The 17,713-nt window shown below is 61.9% G+C and carries 11 protein-coding genes; 5 read left to right on the forward strand and 6 right to left on the reverse strand.

Translation table 11 applies throughout. From position 1 onward, the window contains the following. Positions 1–51: 51 nt before the first annotated feature. Positions 52–3,015: an autotransporter outer membrane beta-barrel domain-containing protein gene (locus RG836_RS06625; protein ID WP_310844228.1), complete on the forward strand. Its 2,964-nt coding sequence runs from the start codon at positions 52–54 to the stop codon at positions 3,013–3,015. A 612-nt stretch (positions 3,016–3,627) separates the two neighbouring features. On the opposite strand, the gene RG836_RS06630 is transcribed toward RG836_RS06625, so the two are convergent. Further along, positions 3,628–3,969, reverse strand: a complete 342-nt coding sequence (locus RG836_RS06630) for a hypothetical protein (RefSeq protein ID WP_310844230.1) — start codon at positions 3,967–3,969, stop codon at positions 3,628–3,630. A gap of 66 nt (positions 3,970–4,035) precedes the next feature. Here RG836_RS06630 and RG836_RS06635 point away from each other — a divergent pair, with 66 nt between their 5' ends. Next, positions 4,036–5,223 (forward strand): autotransporter outer membrane beta-barrel domain-containing protein, encoded by a 1,188-nt coding sequence (locus RG836_RS06635; RefSeq protein ID WP_310844232.1) that lies wholly within the window; start codon positions 4,036–4,038, stop codon positions 5,221–5,223. 189 nt (positions 5,224–5,412) lie between these two features. On the opposite strand, the gene oadA is transcribed toward RG836_RS06635, so the two are convergent. Further along, complete coding sequence (gene oadA / locus RG836_RS06640) at positions 5,413–7,221, reverse strand: sodium-extruding oxaloacetate decarboxylase subunit alpha (protein WP_310844233.1); 1,809 nt, start codon at positions 7,219–7,221, stop codon at positions 5,413–5,415. 12 nt (positions 7,222–7,233) lie between these two features. Further along, a complete protein-coding gene (locus tag RG836_RS06645; protein WP_310844235.1) occupies positions 7,234–8,649 on the reverse strand; it encodes an acetyl-CoA carboxylase biotin carboxylase subunit in 1,416 nt (471 codons plus the stop codon). Positions 8,650–8,837: 188 nt separating this feature from the next. Here RG836_RS06645 and RG836_RS06650 point away from each other — a divergent pair, with 188 nt between their 5' ends. Next, a complete protein-coding gene (locus RG836_RS06650; RefSeq protein WP_310844237.1) occupies positions 8,838–9,800 on the forward strand; it encodes a LysR family transcriptional regulator in 963 nt (320 codons plus the stop codon). Here the strand turns inward: RG836_RS06650 and RG836_RS06655 are convergent. The 3 genes from RG836_RS06655 to RG836_RS06665 all read right to left on the reverse strand — a co-directional run bounded on the left by RG836_RS06655 (position 9,742) and on the right by RG836_RS06665 (position 14,088). Then, positions 9,742–9,954, reverse strand: a complete 213-nt coding sequence (locus RG836_RS06655; RefSeq protein ID WP_310844239.1) for a PA3496 family putative envelope integrity protein — start codon at positions 9,952–9,954, stop codon at positions 9,742–9,744. The two genes, RG836_RS06650 and RG836_RS06655, sit on opposite strands and share 59 nt — an antisense overlap. 258 nt (positions 9,955–10,212) lie before the next feature. Continuing rightward, complete coding sequence (gene hexR / locus RG836_RS06660; RefSeq protein ID WP_007954250.1) at positions 10,213–11,079, reverse strand: transcriptional regulator HexR; 867 nt, start codon at positions 11,077–11,079, stop codon at positions 10,213–10,215. A gap of 138 nt (positions 11,080–11,217) precedes the next feature. Further along, entirely contained in the window at positions 11,218–14,088 is a 2,871-nt protein-coding gene (locus tag RG836_RS06665; RefSeq protein ID WP_310844241.1) for a putative bifunctional diguanylate cyclase/phosphodiesterase, read from the reverse strand. 257 nt (positions 14,089–14,345) lie between these two features. Here RG836_RS06665 and uvrD point away from each other — a divergent pair, with 257 nt between their 5' ends. Continuing rightward, on the forward strand, positions 14,346–16,529 hold the full coding sequence (gene uvrD / locus RG836_RS06670; protein WP_310844243.1) for a DNA helicase II: 2,184 nt from the start codon (positions 14,346–14,348) through the stop codon (positions 16,527–16,529). Positions 16,530–16,837: 308 nt separating this feature from the next. Next, a complete protein-coding gene (locus tag RG836_RS06675; RefSeq protein WP_310844245.1) occupies positions 16,838–17,701 on the forward strand; it encodes a Tim44 domain-containing protein in 864 nt (287 codons plus the stop codon). Positions 17,702–17,713: the final 12 nt, after the last annotated feature.

Here is a 17,713-nt window from a genome sequence, read left to right on the forward strand (position 1 = left end):
AAACCCTCCGCTATACAGGACGCCCCGCTTATAACAAAAGGCTGTCCGCTCATGCTGTTCTCGCCCCAGCGTTTGTCGTTGTCCATCGCCCTGTTGATCAGCACTGGCGCCCTCGCCGCGCCGTACCAGGCCATCGTGATCGACACGGCCACCACCGCCGCGCAAGTCATGGGCGGGGCCGATACGTTGACGGTGACGGCGCCGGGGAGTATCACCAACGCTGGCAAGGCGGTGAGTTTGAAGGACAGCACCAGCGGGGCCGGGGTGGTTATCGATAACGCCGGGAAGATCATTTCCACCGGTGGCCGGGCGATCGACAGCAGTGGCGACCTGACCCAGGCGCGCAACTACAGCATCTATAACCGCAGCGGCGGGCAGATTCTGGGCTTCAACGACGCGCTGCGCATCGACAGCAACTTTGTCAGCGGCAGCCTGTTGATCGACAACAGCGGCATCATCCGCTCCACCACCGGCCAGGGCCTGGACCTCGACGCCTTGCGCAGCAACGGCGTGAAGACCACCATCATCAACCGCGCGGGCGGGTTGATTCGCGGCGACGCCAGCGACGGCATGAAGACCGGCGCCAACGCCACCATCACCAACTACGGCGAAATTTCCACCGGCGATTCGCGCATCGCCGACGACAAGTTCGACGGCATCGATATCGACTCGGCGACCGGCGTCACGGTGGTCAACTACGGAACCATTTCCGGCGGTCGTCACGGCATCACCACCGACCTCGGCGCCACGCTCACTAACTTTGGTCAGATTACCGGGCGCAACGGCTCGGGCTTCGGCTCCGACGGTAACGGCACTGTGATCAACCACGGCGTCATCACCGGCGCGTACTCGGGCTTGCAGCCCAATGGCGACGGCGATGGTGTCGACATCGATTTGATCGGCCATATCGAAAACTACGGCACTATCCAGGGCATCGGCGCCGGTGGCGTGGACAAGAACGGTTTTGCCAACGGCAGTGAAGGCATCGCGCTGGGCGGCGGCTCCATATACAACGGCAAGGATGCGCTGATCAGCGGCGCCACCAGCGCTATCCTGGTGGACGACGGCAGTGGCGGTGCCGGGGTCGCGGCCACCGCTCTGGAAAACTTCGGCACCATCCAGGGCCTGAGCGGCTTTGGCGTGAAGTTCGTCGGTGAGTTCGACGACAACGTGGTCAACGGCGGCTTGATCAGCGGCAGCAATGGCTTGGCGCTCGACCTCGGCGCGGGCAACGACAGCCTGACCCTGCGCAACGGCAGTCGGTTTAACGGCGTGGTCGATGGCGGCAGCGGTTACGACCGTGTGCTGATGGACGACGCAGCGGGCGGCAGCTTCGGCGCCAGTCGCCATTTCGAATGGCTGGAGGTCAAGCAAGGTGCCTGGACCTTGACCGGCAGCGGCGACTTCAGCGATGGCGGCGCGGTGCGCAATGGCGCGACGCTGATCAACCAGGGCGGGATTGCCGGCGACCTCACGGTCGACAGCGGCGGTGTGTATGCCGGCGGTGGTTCGGTGGGCAGCCTGACGGTCAACGGCACCTTGCGCACCCACACCGGGTTGGGCACGGCAACGGTGACGCGTGATTTGACCCTCGGTCGCGGTGCGACCCTGGCCTATGGCGTCAACGCCGACGGCAGCAGCGCACCGGTCAAGGTCGGCGGCACGGCCAACCTCAATGGCGCGACCCTGGCGGTTAACCCGGCCAGCGGCACCTACCCGTGGCAGAGCCATTACACCGTGCTGCAGGCTGGCCACATCAACGGCACCTTCGGCCAGGTCACCAGCGACTACGCCTTTATCACCCCGACCCTGGATTACAGCGCCACCCAAGTCGACCTGACTTACACCCGCAATGACGTGGCGTTCAACGACTTCGCGGTCACCGCCAATGGCAGCAGCGCCGCCCGCAGCCTGGCCTCGCTGGGCCAGAGCAATGCGCTGTACAACGCGCTGCTTAACACCACCAACGCCACGGCGGGCGCCGCCATCGAACAACTTTCCGGTAGCAGCAACGCCAACCTGACCAGCGCGACCCTCGGCGCCAGCAGTCAGGTCGGTGGCAGCATGCTCAGTGCCATGCAGCAAATGGGCGGTGGCGCAGGCTTTATGGTCGGCCTGGAGCAACGGGACACCCCTGTGCTCGCGGCCACCGGCGTACCGGCCGAAGCGCGCAACCTGAACGACCCGAACGCCCAGGGCCGCCTGTGGCTGCAAGGCATTGGCGGCTACGGCAAGCTCGACGGCGAACACGGCAGCAGTGGCCTGGAACAACGCACTAAGGGCAGCGTGCTCGGTGCCGATTGGGCCCTCGATCCGCAATGGCGAGTCGGCGTGCTGGGCGGTTATTCCCGAACCGACCTCGACGCCACCGGCGTCGACGGCAATGTCGAAAGCTGGCACGCCGGGGTCTACGCTTTGCGTCAAAGCGGCGCTCTCGCCCTGCGACTCGGCGCGGCCTACAGCGGCCACCAGGGCGAGAGCAAACGCACAGTGGCCTTCAACGGCTTCAACGACCGCCCCAAAGGCGATTACGACGCCGACAGCCAACAAGCCTTCGCCGAACTTGGCTACGCGATGGGCAGCGGCCGCCTCAGCGCCGAGCCCTTCGCCAACCTCGGTTACCAGCGCTACCACCGTGACAGCTACAACGAAAAAGGCGGGGCCGCCGCGCTGCAAGTCGACGGCCAAACCCAGGACAACTTCAGCACCACCTTCGGCCTGCGCCTGGCCCACCTCAGCACCCTCGACAACGGCATGAGCCTGACCCCACGCCTGAGCGCTGGCTGGAAACATACGTATGGCGACGTCAGCACTTCGACTCAACAGGCGTTCCTCGGTGGCGGTACGGCGTTCAGCGTCGAAGGCAGTTCACTGGATCGCGACAGTCTGGTGCTGGAAGCGGGTCTCAATCTGGGCATCTCCGCGCGGCATAACCTGGGCCTTGGCTACAGCGGTGAATTGGGCAGCAACAGCCGCAATCACGGGTTGATAGGACAATGGCAGATGAACTTCTGACGGTAAATTCAGAGTCTTCCGTGAAAGCTGTAAGGTAATTCTCCGCAGATTGCAGGCTCGCTAGCGACGAACCTGCAAGGCTGTCTTTTTTCCGCAGAGGAAAATCCGATTGCCCGCAGGATCGCCAGAAATGCCCGGCATCCAGCGCCCTGCCCACGCTTTTAGAGTTTTGGCTTTCTGATCAAGAGGCCGGACTCGATGCCCGCTCAACATAAATACCTTCCCCATCACCTGGCGCTGACTATTGCGCTGGCGCTGGGGTGTGCAGAGTTTTCATTGGCGCAACAACTGTCGCCCGAGGCTGCCTCGGCGGTTGTGGATTCGCCGGTGGCGATGGCGCCCGAGGCTGATCCGTTGGCCAGGCTGGAGACCGTCATGGCCACTTCCACCAATCGCACCGTGGTTGATGCGCTTACACCCAATAACCGCGAGGGCGCATTCAGATTGGGCCGAGGCAATGATGTGTTGGTGGTCGTGAACGGCGGAAGATTCGAAGGCCGTATTGCGGGTGGTGCAGGCACAGACATCATCCAACTGGACGCCCCTGATGGCGGCGATCTGCCAGAGACACTCAACGTCGAAGGGCTTTACGTTAAACAAGGAACGTGGACGTCAACCGGCAAAGGTGATTTTGAGATCGGAGCCCGAGTTTTTGGTGAAAGTACATTGATCAACAACGGAGAAATACGAGGGCATGTCCAAGTTGATCCGTCCGCCACCCTTGGCGGCACCGGAACCGTTGGCAGCCTGCACGTAGAGGGTTATTTGATTGCCGACAAACTCAGGGGCGCTCCTCATGTCAGCGGTGATATGACCCTGACAAACAGCGCGCAAGTGAGGTATGGCATCACCGCCGATGGATCGAGTGAAACCATTAAAGTTGACGGCACGGCTCACCTCAACAAGGCCACACTGAGTGTCGTTGCCGCACCGCCAGATTATGAACAAAGCCATCACATTGTCCTCGAGGCAGGCAAACTCGAAGGCGAGTTTGGTCCCGTCGTTAGCAACCTCGCGTACATGACACCTGTCGTCACCTATGACGCCACCAAAGCGATGCTTTCCTACACTCGAAACGAAGTGCCCGTTGCCAGCGTCGCCACCAGCGAAAACGCCCGGCGCATCGCCGACAGCCTGGAGCCCGCCAAGCCCGGCGCGGTCTCACAGGCGTCCAGCAGCGCAGCGGTCAGCGCTTTGCTGCGCTCGACCAAACAGGGCGCGCAACTTGCCCTCGAACAACTCGCCGCCGGCAGCAACGCCAACCTGGCCAAGACCACGCTCAGCGCGGCCGGCCCGGTCAGTGACAGCCTGCTCGCGGCCATGCGCCAACTGGACAGCGCCGCGCAAAGTGGCTCGCGCCATGGTCCCAGGATCGCGGCGGGTGGCGGCGAGCAGAGCCGAGTGTGGCTTCAGGCACTCGGCCACGGCGGCAAATTGGACAGGGATTTCGACACCTTGCACCACAGCACCCAAGGCTTGGTGCTGGGCGCCGATTGGCGACTGGACGAGGAATGGCGCCTGGGCTTGATCGGCGGTAAATCCCAGACCCGCATGGACGCCAAGCAGCTCGATGGCGACCTCGACAGCTGGCATGTAGGCGCTTATGCGTTGCGCCAGAACGGCCCGATGTCCCTGCGTCTCGGCGCGACCTACAGCAGCCACGACGGCAGCAGCAAACGCACTATCGCCTTCAATGGTTTCCGCGACAGCCCCAAGGGCCGTTATGACGCCAGCACCCAACAAGCCTTCGCTGAAGTGGGTTACAACCTCGGCCGCGCCAACCACACCATCGAACCCTTCGCCAGCCTCGGCTACCAACGCTATCAACGGGACGGCTTCACTGAAAAAGGTGGCGCCGCCGCACTGAAGGTGTACGAGCAGGCGCAGAGCAACCTCAACAGCACCTTCGGTTTACGCCTGGCGCAAGTGAACACCCTGGATAACGGCATGCGCCTGACTCCCCGACTCAGCGCCGGCTGGAAGCACACCTACGGCAAGCTCGACAGCGTCACCCGGCAGAAACTGGTCGCCGGCGGCAGGGCTTACGACCTGGATGGCGCGCTGCTGGATCGCAACAGCCTCAAACTCGACGCGGGGCTCGACCTGGGCGTGTCGAAGGACCATACGCTGGGCGTCGGCCTCACCGGCGAGCTCGGCACCGATAGCCGCAACCACGGCTTAATGGGGCAATGGCGGATGGTGTTTTAACAGCGCACTGATTGATGTGGGAGCGAGCCTGCTCGTGAAGAGGCCGCCCCAACATCGATGCGCGCCGGAGTCACGCTTTCGCGAGCAGGCTCGCTCCCACAGGGTTGTAGGATTGGCCATAAACGTCAGGCAAAAAAAGGGGAGCACATGCTCCCCCGAGGTTTAAAGCGTTGGACCGAGGCGGATGATTCAGCCTTCGATTTCGATCAGGATTTCGCCCGGGTTAACGCGGTCGCCCTTGGCCACATGGATCGCCGTGACCTTACCGCCAATGGCGGCCTGGACTTCGGTTTCCATCTTCATCGCTTCGGTGATCAGCACAGCCTGGCCTGCCTTGACGTCGTCCCCCTCCTTGACCAGCACATCGACGATGTTGCCCGGCATGGTGGTGCTGACATGGCCCGGGGCCGTGGCTTGTTTGCGCTTGCTGCTGCCGCCGCTGACGAATTCGTTGAGTGGTTCGAACACCACTTCTTCCGGCATACCGTCGATGGAGAGGTAGAAGTGACGCTTGCCTTCGGCCTTGACGCCGACACCCGTGATGTCGACGCGGTAGGTTTCGCCGTGGACGTCGATGACGAACTCGGTCGGTACACCTTCGCCCTTGGCGGAGGCGACGCCACCGGCTTCAGGAATCGGCAGCAGTACTTCCGGCGTCAGCGTCCCGGCCTCGCGCTCTTCGAGGAACTTACGGCCGATGTCCGGGAACATGGCGTAGGTCAGCACGTCTTCTTCGGACTTGGCCAACGCACCGATTTCGCCGCGCAGTTTGGTCATTTCCGGCTTGAGCAGGTCGGCCGGACGAACATCGATTACGTCTTCGCTGCCAATCGCCTGCCGGCGCAGTTTCTCGTTCACCGTGCCCGGCGCTTTGCCGTAGCCGCCCTGCAGGTACAGCTTCACTTCGTTGGTGATGGTTTTGTAGCGCTCACCGGCCAGTACGTTGAAAAACGCCTGGGTGCCGACGATTTGCGAGGTCGGGGTCACCAGCGGCGGAAAGCCGAGGTCTTCACGAACCCGCGGGATTTCCGCCAGCACTTCGCCCATGCGGTTCAGCGCGCCCTGCTCTTTCAACTGGTTGGCCAGGTTGGAAATCATTCCGCCCGGCACTTGGTTGACTTGCACACGGGTGTCGACGGCGGTGAATTCGCTCTCGAACTGGTGGTACTTCTTGCGCACAGCGTAGAAGTACAAGCCGATTTCCTGCAGCAGTTCCAGGTCCAGACCGGTGTCGAACTCGCTGCCTTTGAGCGCAGCGACCATCGACTCGGTGCCCGGGTGGCTGGTGCCCCAGGCGAAGCTGGAAATAGCGGTGTCGATATGATCGGCGCCGTTCTCGACCGCCTTGAGCTGGCACATCGCGGCCAGGCCGGCGGTGTCGTGGGAGTGGATGAAGACGGGCAGCGATTGCTCGGCTTTCAACGCTTTGACCAGCTCGCCAGTGGCGTAGGGGGTCAGCAGGCCGGCCATGTCCTTGATCGCGACGGAGTCGCAACCCATGGCTTCCATTTGCTTGGCTTGCGCGACGAATGCCTTGATGGTGTGCACTGGGCTGGTGGTGTAGGCGATGGTGCCCTGAGCGTGTTTACCGGCGGCCTTCACCGCTTCGATGGCTACGCGCAGGTTACGCACGTCGTTCATGGCATCGAAGATACGGAAGACGTCGATGCCGTTGACTGCGGCTTTGGCGACGAAGGCTTTGACCACGTCGTCGCTGTAGTGGCGGTAGCCCAGCAGGTTTTGGCCGCGCAGGAGCATTTGCAGACGCGTGTTAGGCAGCGCGGCGCGCAGTTGGCGCAGGCGCTCCCACGGATCTTCTTTCAGGAAGCGCACGCAGGCGTCGAAGGTCGCGCCGCCCCAGCATTCCAGCGACCAGTAGCCGACTTTGTCGAGCTTGTCGCAGATCGGCAGCATGTCTTCGGTACGCATGCGCGTGGCGAGCAGCGATTGGTGGGCGTCGCGCAGGATGGTGTCGGTAACGTGAATTTTCTTAGTCATTGGAAGTGTTCCTCACAGGCCTGCGTGGGCGGCGATGGCGGCGGCGATGGCCAGGGCCAGCTCTTCGGGTTTGCGCTTGATCGAGTAGTTAGTCAGTTCAGGGTGGCTTTCAACGAAGCTGGTGTTGAACTGGCCGCTACGGAATTCCGGGTTACGCAAGATTTCCTGGTAGTACGCGGCGGTGGTCTTGACCCCTTGCAGACGCATGTCGTCGAGGGCGCGCAAGCCACGGTCCATCGCTTCTTCCCAGGTCAACGCCCAGACCACCAGTTTCAGGCACATGGAGTCGTAGAACGGCGGGATGGTGTAGCCGGTGTAGATCGCTGTGTCGGTGCGCACGCCGGGACCGCCGGGCGCGTAGTAACGGGTGATCTTGCCGAAACTGGGCAGGAAGTTGTTTTTCGGGTCTTCGGCGTTGATCCGGAACTGCAGGGCGAAACCCCGGTGCTGAATGTCTTCTTGCTTGACCGACAGCGGCAAGCCGGAAGCGATGCGGATCTGTTCACGAACGATGTCGATCCCGGTGATTTCTTCGGTGATGGTGTGTTCCACCTGCACCCGGGTGTTCATCTCCATGAAGTACACCTCGCCCTCGGCGAGCAGGAACTCCACGGTGCCGGCGTTCTCGTAGCCCACGGCTTTGGCCGCACGCACCGACAGGTCGCCGATGTAGGCGCGTTGTTCCGGGGTCAGTTGCGGGCTCGGGGCAATTTCGATGAGCTTCTGGTTGCGGCGCTGGATCGAGCAATCACGCTCGAACAGGTGCACCACGTTGCCGAAGCTGTCACCGAGGATCTGCGCCTCGATATGTTTGGGATTGACGATGCATTTTTCCAGAAACACTTCCGCCGAACCGAAGGCCTTGGTGGCTTCGGAAATGACGCGGGGGAAGGCTTGTTCGAGCTCTTCGCGGCTGTCGCAGCGACGGATACCGCGGCCACCACCACCCGAGGTGGCCTTGAGCATCACCGGGTAACCGATGCGATCACCTTCAACCAAGGCTTCGGTGATATCAGCGACGTTGCCCTCGGTGCCAGGAGTGACCGGCACGCCGGCCTTGATCATGCTGCGACGGGCTTCAGTCTTGTCGCCCATGCGGCGAATCACTTCCGCCGATGGACCGATGAATTTGATGCCGCGCTCGGCGCAAATGTCGGCCAACTCGGCGTTTTCCGAGAGAAATCCGTAGCCCGGATGCAGGGCATCACAACCCGTCTCCACCGCCAGGTTCACCAGTTTGCGCGCATTCAAGTAGCCCGCCAGTGGCTCGGCGCCAATGCTGTGGGCTTCGTCCGCGCGTTTCACATGCAGCGCATGACGGTCGGCATCGGAATAGATCGCCACCGAGCGGATGCCCATTTCGGCACAGGCCCGCACGATGCGGACGGCAATCTCACCACGGTTGGCGATCAGGATCTTTGTTATCACTTGGAGGTTCCCTTGAGCCGGTGGCACCACGACCTGCTAGACCAGGTCGACGCATGACCAAATGTTTCAATATGGTCGCGCCACCACACTAGTCCTAGGGAGGGATTAACAAAAATGATTAATTATTGGGTCGTGCATAAATAAAGACTTATAGTTGGACGATCTGTCCAGCTAGGAGCGACCAATATATGCGTAAGTCATTGATGCGTATGACTTTGCGTCAATTGCAGATCTTCAATGAGGTGTGCGACTTACGCTCTTACAGCCGTGCTGCCGACGAAATGTCGCTGACGCAACCGGCGGTGAGCCTGCAAATTCGTCAACTCGAGGAGCTGATTGGCCAGCCCTTGTTCGATTATGTCGGCAAAAAACTCTACATGACCGAAGCCGCCGAAGCCTTGCAACGTGCCAGCCGGGACATCTTCGGACGTCTGGAAAACCTCGATATGCAGCTCTCGGACATGCAGGGTTCACTGCAAGGCCAGCTCAAACTCGCGGTGGAATCCAGCGCCAAATACTTTGTGCCGCATCTGTTCGCCGCGTTCAAGCGCCAGCATCCGGAAGTAAACCTGCACCTGACCGTGGTCAACCGTGGACAAGTGATCCGGCGCCTGTCGGATAACCGCGATGACTTGGTGATCATGTCGATGGTGCCGCAGGACATGGGCCTGGAGTTTCTGCCGTTTCTCAACAACCCGATCGTTGCCGTGGCGCCGCCGGATCATCCGCTTTCGCACATGGGCCCGTTGCGCCTGCAGGATCTCGAGCCCTATACCTTGCTGGTGCGCGAACCCGGCTCGGGCACTCGACTGGCGTGTGAAGAGTATTTCAAAGAGAAGCGCGTGCACTTCACCCAGACCGCCGAAGTGGCCTCGGCCGAGGCGCAACGCGAATGCGTGCTGGCAGGGCTGGGCGTGGCCTTGTTGACGCGCCACGCCCTGAACCTGGAGCTGGCGACCGGCGCGCTGGTGGAACTGCCGGTCGAAGAGTTGCCGCTGTATCGCAGTTGGTGCCTGGTGCAGGCCAAGGCGAAACGCCTGTCACCGGTGGCTCACGCGTTCCTTGCGTTTATCCGCAGCGAGCGCGTGCAGATCAGTGGCCTGGTTGAGCGTTTCGACGGGAAGCTGCCGACTCTGCCTGCCAGTAGTTGAGGTCGCTCATGTCAGGAAAGTCGCCGATTTCAGCGAGCAGTGCGCGTTTCTCGCAGCGATCTTCGATCGCGCGGCGGAACTCCATGCGGCGCTGGTCTTCTTGCTGACGACGGGTTTTGGCGGCGCTGTTGCGTTCTTCGTAGGGCTGAGCCATTTCGAGTCTCCCAAGGCGAGTACGGGAGTTTCACGATAGGCGTGGAGCATGACGGTTTGGCGGCGCAGGGGTTACAGGCTGATGAAAGTTGCAGCCGTGGCGCTCCCCTGTGGCGAGGGAGCTTGCTCCCGCTGGGTCGCGGAGCGGCCCCAAAACCTGCATCGGAGGTTTTATCGGTTTATTTCGCTGTTGGGGGGATGTAGTCCTGCGGCCTCCAGCGGGAGCAGGCTCCCTCGCCACAAAAAGCCAAAACCAGGCTCAATCGTCGAGGGCTTTTACCGATTTGGGGGACAGGCGCAAGCTGCGCAGGCTGCGTTTAACGCTCTTGAGGTGGTTCACCAAGCTCGGGCCGCGCGCCATGGCGACGCCCATGGCCAGCACGTCGATCACCACCAGGTGGGCGATGCGTGAGGTCAGCGGCGTGTAGATTTCAGTGTCTTCATGCACATCGATGGCCAGGTTGACGGTCGACAGCTCGGCCAGCGGCGTCTGGCTCGGGCACAAGGTGATGAGCGAGGCGCCGCTTTCACGCACCAGGTTGGCAGTGATCAGCAGGTCCTTGGAACGGCCGGATTGAGAAATGCAGATCGCCACGTCGGTTGGCTTCAGCGTCACCGCCGACATCGCCTGCATATGCGGATCGGAATAGGCCGCCGCCGTCAGCAACAAGCGGAAGAACTTGTGCTGGGCATCCGCTGCTACCGCGCCCGAGGCGCCAAACCCGTAGAACTCCACGCGCTGGGCCTGGGACATCAGGGTGACCGCCCGTTGCAACTCCAGCGGATCGAGTTTCTCGCGAACCTCCATCAACGTGTGCAGGGTGGTGTCGAAGATCTTCAGGCTGTAGTCGGCGACGGAATCGTCTTCATGAATGGCGAACTGGCCAAAGCTCGCGCCGGCCGCCAGGCTTTGTGCCAATTTGAGTTTCAGGTCCTGGAACCCGGAGCAACCGATCGCCCGGCAAAAGCGCACGATCGTCGGCTCGCTGATGCCCACGCTGTGAGCCAGATCAGCCATGGAGCTGTGCATCACGGCCGCAGGGTCAAGCAGCACATGGTCGGCGACCTTGAGCTCCGACTTGCGTAACAGATGACGGGACTGGGCAATGTGTTGCAACAGATTCAAGGGGCTGGACTCTTGTTATGGGGCAGACATGTAGTGGACAGACGCCGGGGATGTAGCAATCTTGTAGTTATACTACATGAATTGCCTTTTTGCCCGTCCAAAGCGTAACAACATGCCCCGCATTCAGGCGGGTCCGCCTCATGTAGCCCCGAACTCCGCGCGCAGCAACGCCGCCAGGCCATCGGCCTCCATCGGGCGGCTGATCAAATAGCCCTGCACTTCATCGCAGCGCTCGGCCTTCAGAAATTCCAGCTGCTCCTGAAACTCCACGCCTTCGGCCACCACTTTGAGCGACAGGCCGTGAGCCATGGCGATGATCGCGCGGGTAATCGCCGCGTCCACCGTGCCCTGCCCCAACCCGCGGATAAACGCCTGGTCTATCTTCACGTAGTCCACCGGAATGCGCTTTAGGTAACTCAACGACGAGTACCCCGTGCCGAAGTCATCGATCGCCAGTTTCACCCCCAGATCGCGCAACTGCTGGAAGGTCGCGATGATGTGCTCGACGCTGTCGAGCAACTGGCTTTCAGTCAATTCAAGCTCGAGGTAGTGCGGCGCCAGGCCGGTTTCCTCCAGCACTTGCCGCACCAGGCTGACCAGTTTGCCCTGGCGCAACTGATGCACCGACAGATTCACCGACACACGAATCGGCTCTAGACCCTGACGCTGCCATTCACAGGCTTGCCAGCAGGCCTGCCGCAGCACGAACTCGCCAATCGGCCCGATCAGCCCGGTCTCTTCCGCCAGGCCGATAAAGTCGGCGGGCGGGATCCGGCCCATGGTCGGATGATCCCAGCGCACCAAGGCTTCAGCCGCGTTCAGCTTGCCGGTTTCCAGGCACCGTTTCGGCTGGTAGAAGACCTTCAACTGGCGCTCTTCGATGGCCTTGCGCAGTTGGTTTTCCAGCTGCAGGCGCTCCAGGGTGCTGGCTTGCAGGCTCTCGGTGTAGAACTGGAAATTGTCGCCGCCCAGATGCTTGGCGTGCTGCATGGCCATGTTCGACTGGCTGACCAGCGCGGAAATTTCCCGGGCGTTATCGGGCAGCATGCTGATGCCCATCGAGGCACTGACCACCAGTTCATGCCCTTCCACGGTCAGCGGCAAGCGCAGTTTGCTCGACAGTCGCGTGGCCACCCGCGCCAGGCTCGACAAGTTGCCGTAGGTATCGAACAGCACCGCGAATTCATCGCCGGACAGCCGCGCGATGGTGTCGGCCTCCGGCAACGCGTTGATTAACCGACGCGCCATTTTTTGCAGCAGCAGATCGGCGATTTCGTGGCCGAGGCTGTCGTTGAGCAATTTGAAACGGTCGAGGTTGATGTGCAGCAACGCCAGGCTGCGCCCGCCCTGGCGCACGCGCTGATGGGCTTCACGCAGGCGCTCGCGGAACAGCGAGCGGTTGGCGAGGCCAGTCAGTTCATCGTAATGGGTGAGGTAGCGCATGCGCTCTTCGGATTCGCGCCGCGCCGACAGATCGGCGAAAAAACCGACGATATGGCTGACATGCCCGCGACTGTCGCGTACCGCGTTGAGGTGCAGCCATTGCGGGTACAGCTCGCCGTTCTTGCGGGTTTCCACCAACTCGCCCTGCCAACTGCCGTGCTGCGCCAGCGCCTGGCGGATGCTGCTGTAGTGGCGCCGGGCATCGCGACTGCACGGCAACTCCACCACGTTGCGGCCCAGCATGTCATCGATGTGATAGCCGGTGAGCCGGCTGAATGCCTGGTTGATCGCGATGAGTTCGTAGTCGGGATTGAAGATCACGATGCCTTCGCTGGCCGCCTCGAACACCGTTGCCGCCAATTGCCGCTGCGCTTCCAGGCCCTTGCTGGCGCTGATATCGCGCCGGGTGCCGAGCATGCGCAGCACTCGGCCATTGGCCGCCCGCTCTACTACCCGGCCGCGGTCTTCGATCCACACCCAATGCCCGTCGCCGTGGCGCACGCGGTATTCGATCTGGTAATCCTCGGTGCGACCCTTGAGGTGCTCCACCAGCGCGCGCTTGAGCGACGGCACATCCTGGGGATGCAGGCGCGGCTTGAGGTGGCTGAGCATGGCGGTGACGTACTCCGGCTCCAGGCCAAACAGCTCTTTAACCTGCGTGTGATGCACTTCATCGGTTTGCAGGTTCCAGTCCCATAAGCCCAGCTCGCTGGCCTTCAACGCCAGGGCCAGACGCGCTTCGCTTTTGCTCAAGGCCTGGTTGGCCACATCCAGTTCCAGGCTGCGTTGGGCAACGCGGCTTTCCAGCCCGACCTGGGCTTCGCGCAACTCGTCTTCAGCATGCCGACGCTGTTCGACTTCCCGCGCCAGTTCCTGATTGAGTTGATCGCTGCGGCTTTGTGCCTGCTGCAAATGCTCGATCAACGCCTGGTTCTGGAAGCGTCGCAGCAGGCCGCGCTGGATCAACCGATTGACCTGCCAGGCCACCACACTGAGCGATCCCAAGAGAATCAGCCCGAGCCAGCCCCACCCCTGCGCTTGCGGGTCGCCGCCCCAAAACAGATAGAGGATCGCCGGCAGCAGGCAGGGCAAGGTGAAGGAGAGATAGGCCGGCAGGCTGACGGCGTAAGCGACGCTGGCCGACAGGGCCGCCGCGCCGATCAGGCCGAACACCCAGGCTTGTTGCTGGAAACTGTCGGCGGGCACCAGGGCAATGCCGGCGCCGGCGAGGGTCAGGCCAGTCAGGGCCGAGCCCAGGAGAAACATGCGTTGCCAGATCGGTTGCGCCTGGCGGCTGGGGATCGCCGAGTCGAACGCCGCCACTTGAATGACCCGCAGCGCCACCAGCGACAGCAGCCAGATCAGCCAGACACTCACCAGGAAATAACGCTGTGGGCTCCAAAGCAAACCGGCGCAGACCAGACCGTTGATCAACATGAACAGCGTCGGCAGCAGCGAGCCTTGATACAGCAGGCGTGTGCGCTCGACCGCCATTTCCATGGCGTACTGCTTGCGGATAACCCGTGGCTCCACGGAGGGGCCCGACGGATCGGTGCTGAGGGTCATAGGCAATTTCTTGTTCTTATAATGATGAGCATGAGCCCGAAACGTCGACCGAGCATACACAAGCCAACGGGCGGACCAAACTGCTGCCGGTCATTAAAACGGCGGAAATGGCCATCACCGGCCACTGGCCAAATGCTGGCGAGCGAGCCCCGGCAATGGCTGCAGCCAATGACTGACCGGTCGTCCTCGGCGCTTCTTTCATCGGCTAAAACGCCGTGGGGTTTGCCCGGTGTGACGCGTCCCCCTAGAATGCCCCGATGCGCGATGACCTCTCCCTTCTGCTGAACTCCCTCAACGATGCCCAACGCCAGGCCGTAGCTGCCTCCGTGGGTCGTCAGTTGGTCCTGGCCGGTGCTGGCTCCGGCAAAACCCGAGTGCTGGTGCACCGTATCGCCTGGTTGATCCAGGTCGAGAACGCCTCGCCCCACTCCATCCTGTCGGTGACCTTCACCAACAAGGCTGCGGCCGAGATGCGCCATCGCATCGAGCAGTTGATGGGGATCAACCCGGCCGGCATGTGGGTCGGCACCTTCCACGGCCTGGCGCACCGCTTGTTGCGGGCGCATTGGCAGGAAGCCGGGCTGAGCCAGACCTTCCAGATTCTCGACAGCGACGACCAGCAACGCCTGGTCAAACGGGTAATCCGTGAACTGGGGCTGGATGAGCAGCGCTGGCCGGCGCGTCAGGCGCAGTGGTTTATCAATGGCCAAAAGGATGAAGGCCTGCGTCCGCAGCACATCCAGGCCAGCGGCGATCTGTTCCTGGCGACCATGCGCAGCATCTACGAGGCTTACGAGGCCGCGTGCCTGCGCGCTGGCGTTATCGACTTCTCCGAACTACTGCTGCGCGCCCTCGATCTGTGGCGCGACCATCCGGGCCTGTTGGCGCACTACCAGAAACGCTTCCGCCATGTGCTGGTGGACGAGTTCCAGGACACCAACGCCGTGCAGTACGCCTGGTTGCGCCTGCTGGCCAAGGGCGGCGAGAGCTTGATGGTGGTGGGCGACGACGATCAGTCGATCTATGGCTGGCGTGGGGCGAAGATCGAAAACATCCACCAGTATTCCGCCGACTTCCCGGACACCGAAACCATTCGCCTGGAGCAGAACTACCGCTCCACTGCGGGCATTCTCAAGGCCGCCAACGCCTTGATCGCCAACAACACGGGTAGGCTCGGCAAAGAGCTGTGGACCGATGGCGGCGATGGTGAAGCAATCAATCTGTACGCCGCGTTCAACGAACACGACGAAGCACGCTACGTGGTGGAAACCATCGAAAGCGCGCTGAAAACCGGCCTCGCCCGCAGCGATATCGCGATTCTGTACCGCTCCAACGCCCAATCCCGCGTGCTGGAAGAAGCCTTGCTGCGCGAGCGCATTCCGTATCGCATCTATGGCGGACAGCGCTTCTTCGAGCGGGCGGAAATCAAAAACGCCATGGCTTACCTGCGCTTGCTGGAAGGTCGAGGTAACGATGCAGCGCTGGAGCGAGTGATCAATGTGCCCGCCCGTGGCATTGGCGAGAAAACTGTCGAGGCGATCCGCGATCACGCGCGCCACAGCGATGTGTCGATGTGGGAAGCCATGCGCCAATTGGTCGCCAATAAAGGCCTGACCGGACGTGCGGCCGGCGCACTGGGCGCGTTTATCGAGCTGATTGAGAACCTCGCCGCCAAATGCTTGGAAATGCCATTGCACTTGATGACCCAGACCGTCATTGAGCAGTCGGGGCTGATCGCCTACCACGAAGCGGAAAAAGGCGAAAAGGGCCAGGCCCGGGTAGAAAACCTTGAGGAATTGGTCAGCGCCGCGCGCAACTTCGAAAACAGCGAAGAAGACGAAGACCTGACGCCACTCGCGGCATTCCTCGGTCATGCCTCGCTGGAGGCCGGCGACACCCAGGCCGACGAGCATGAAGACAGCATTCAACTGATGACCCTGCACAGCGCCAAAGGCCTGGAATTCCCTTACGTGTTCCTGGTGGGCATGGAAGAAGGCCTGTTCCCTCACAAGATGAGCCTGGAAGAACCCGGTCGACTCGAGGAAGAACGGCGTCTGGCCTACGTGGGCATTACCCGGGCAATGCAGAACCTGGTGATGACCTACGCCGAAACCCGACGCTTGTATGGCAGCGAAACCTACAACAAGGTCTCGCGTTTCGTACGCGAAGTGCCGAAAGGGCTGATCCAGGAAGTGCGTCTGTCCAACAGCGTCAGCCGCCCGTTCGGCGGTGGCCAGCAGCAGAGTTCCAGCAGCCTGTTCGGCGGCAGCGAGATTCCGGACACCGGTTTCAATCTGGGCCAGGCAGTACGCCATTCGGTGTTCGGCGACGGCGTGATCCTTAACTTCGAGGGCGCCGGTGCGCAGGCGCGGGTGCAGGTGAACTTCAGCGAAGGCAGCAAGTGGCTGATGCTGGGCTATGCGAAGCTGGAAGCGATCTGAGTCGATTGCTTCCGACCTGTGGGAGCGAGCCTGCTCGCGAATGCGTACATCGCGGTACGTTTGGATGACCACGTTATCGTTCTTCGCGAGCAGGCTCGCTCCCACTGGGGTCGTATGTGGCGCCTGCCATCCCCATTTCCTACAGAACCAATTACCTCTTCCTACAGACCAAAGTAGACAGGTCCTCTTGCGCCGACAGAGCTGAACATGAGCTGTCAGGCAAAAGCCCGAAACACTCTGCCGCTAGCCAGTGACTCTGCACCTGTGCAACATGGCGCGCGTGCCATCCACAAATGGGAATTCCCTTTATGAAACGTTTTCTTAGCATCGCCATGGCGTTGTGCATCGGCCTGACGATGAGCCTCGACGCCAACGCCAAGCGCTTTGGTGGCGGCAAGAGCTCCGGCGCCGCGCCGACTCACCAGACCAGCCAAATGGCTCCTTCTTCTGCCGCAGGTGGCGCTGCAGCCACTGCGGCCGGTGCCGCTGGCGCCGCGGCCAAGGCCGGCGGTGCTTCGCGCTGGCTCGGCCCTCTGGCCGGTATCGCCGCCGGTGGCCTGCTGGCCTCCATGTTCATGGGCGGCGGCTTCGAAGGTATGCAGATCTTCGACATCCTGATCATGGCGGTCATCGCCTTCCTGGTCTTCCGTTTCATCGCCGCTCGTCGCCGCAAGCAGCAGGAGCACCTGGCCCCGGCCGGCGCGCCAATGCAGCGTGAAGTCTTCGAGCAGAAGCCAGCCATGGGTTCGATCTTCGGTGGTTCGGCCGCGCCTGCTGCCGTCCGTCCGGTGATCAACGCGCCGGCCTGGTTCAACGAAGAGCGTTTCATTGAGGCGGCTCGCAATCACTTCCAGTCCCTGCAGCAACACTGGGACGCTAATGAAATGGACAAGATCGCCGAGTTCGTGACCCCGCAACTGCTTGAGTTCCTCAAGCGTGAGCGTGCGGAACTGGGCGAAGGCTTCCAGTCCACCTACATCGACAACCTCGCCGTGCAACTGGACGGCGTGGACGATCGTGCGGACAAGACCATCGCCACCCTGACCTTCAGCGGCGTGTCGAAGACCTCGCGTTTCGACCAGGGCGAAGTGTTCAGCGAAAGCTGGAACATGGAACGTCCACAAGGCGAGAACCAGCCTTGGCTGGTGGCCGGTATCCGCCAGAACGGCTGAACCGAACCGCGT

Source organism: Pseudomonas rhizozeae (assembly GCF_031583775.1).
Classification (GTDB): Bacteria; Pseudomonadota; Gammaproteobacteria; order Pseudomonadales; family Pseudomonadaceae; genus Aquipseudomonas.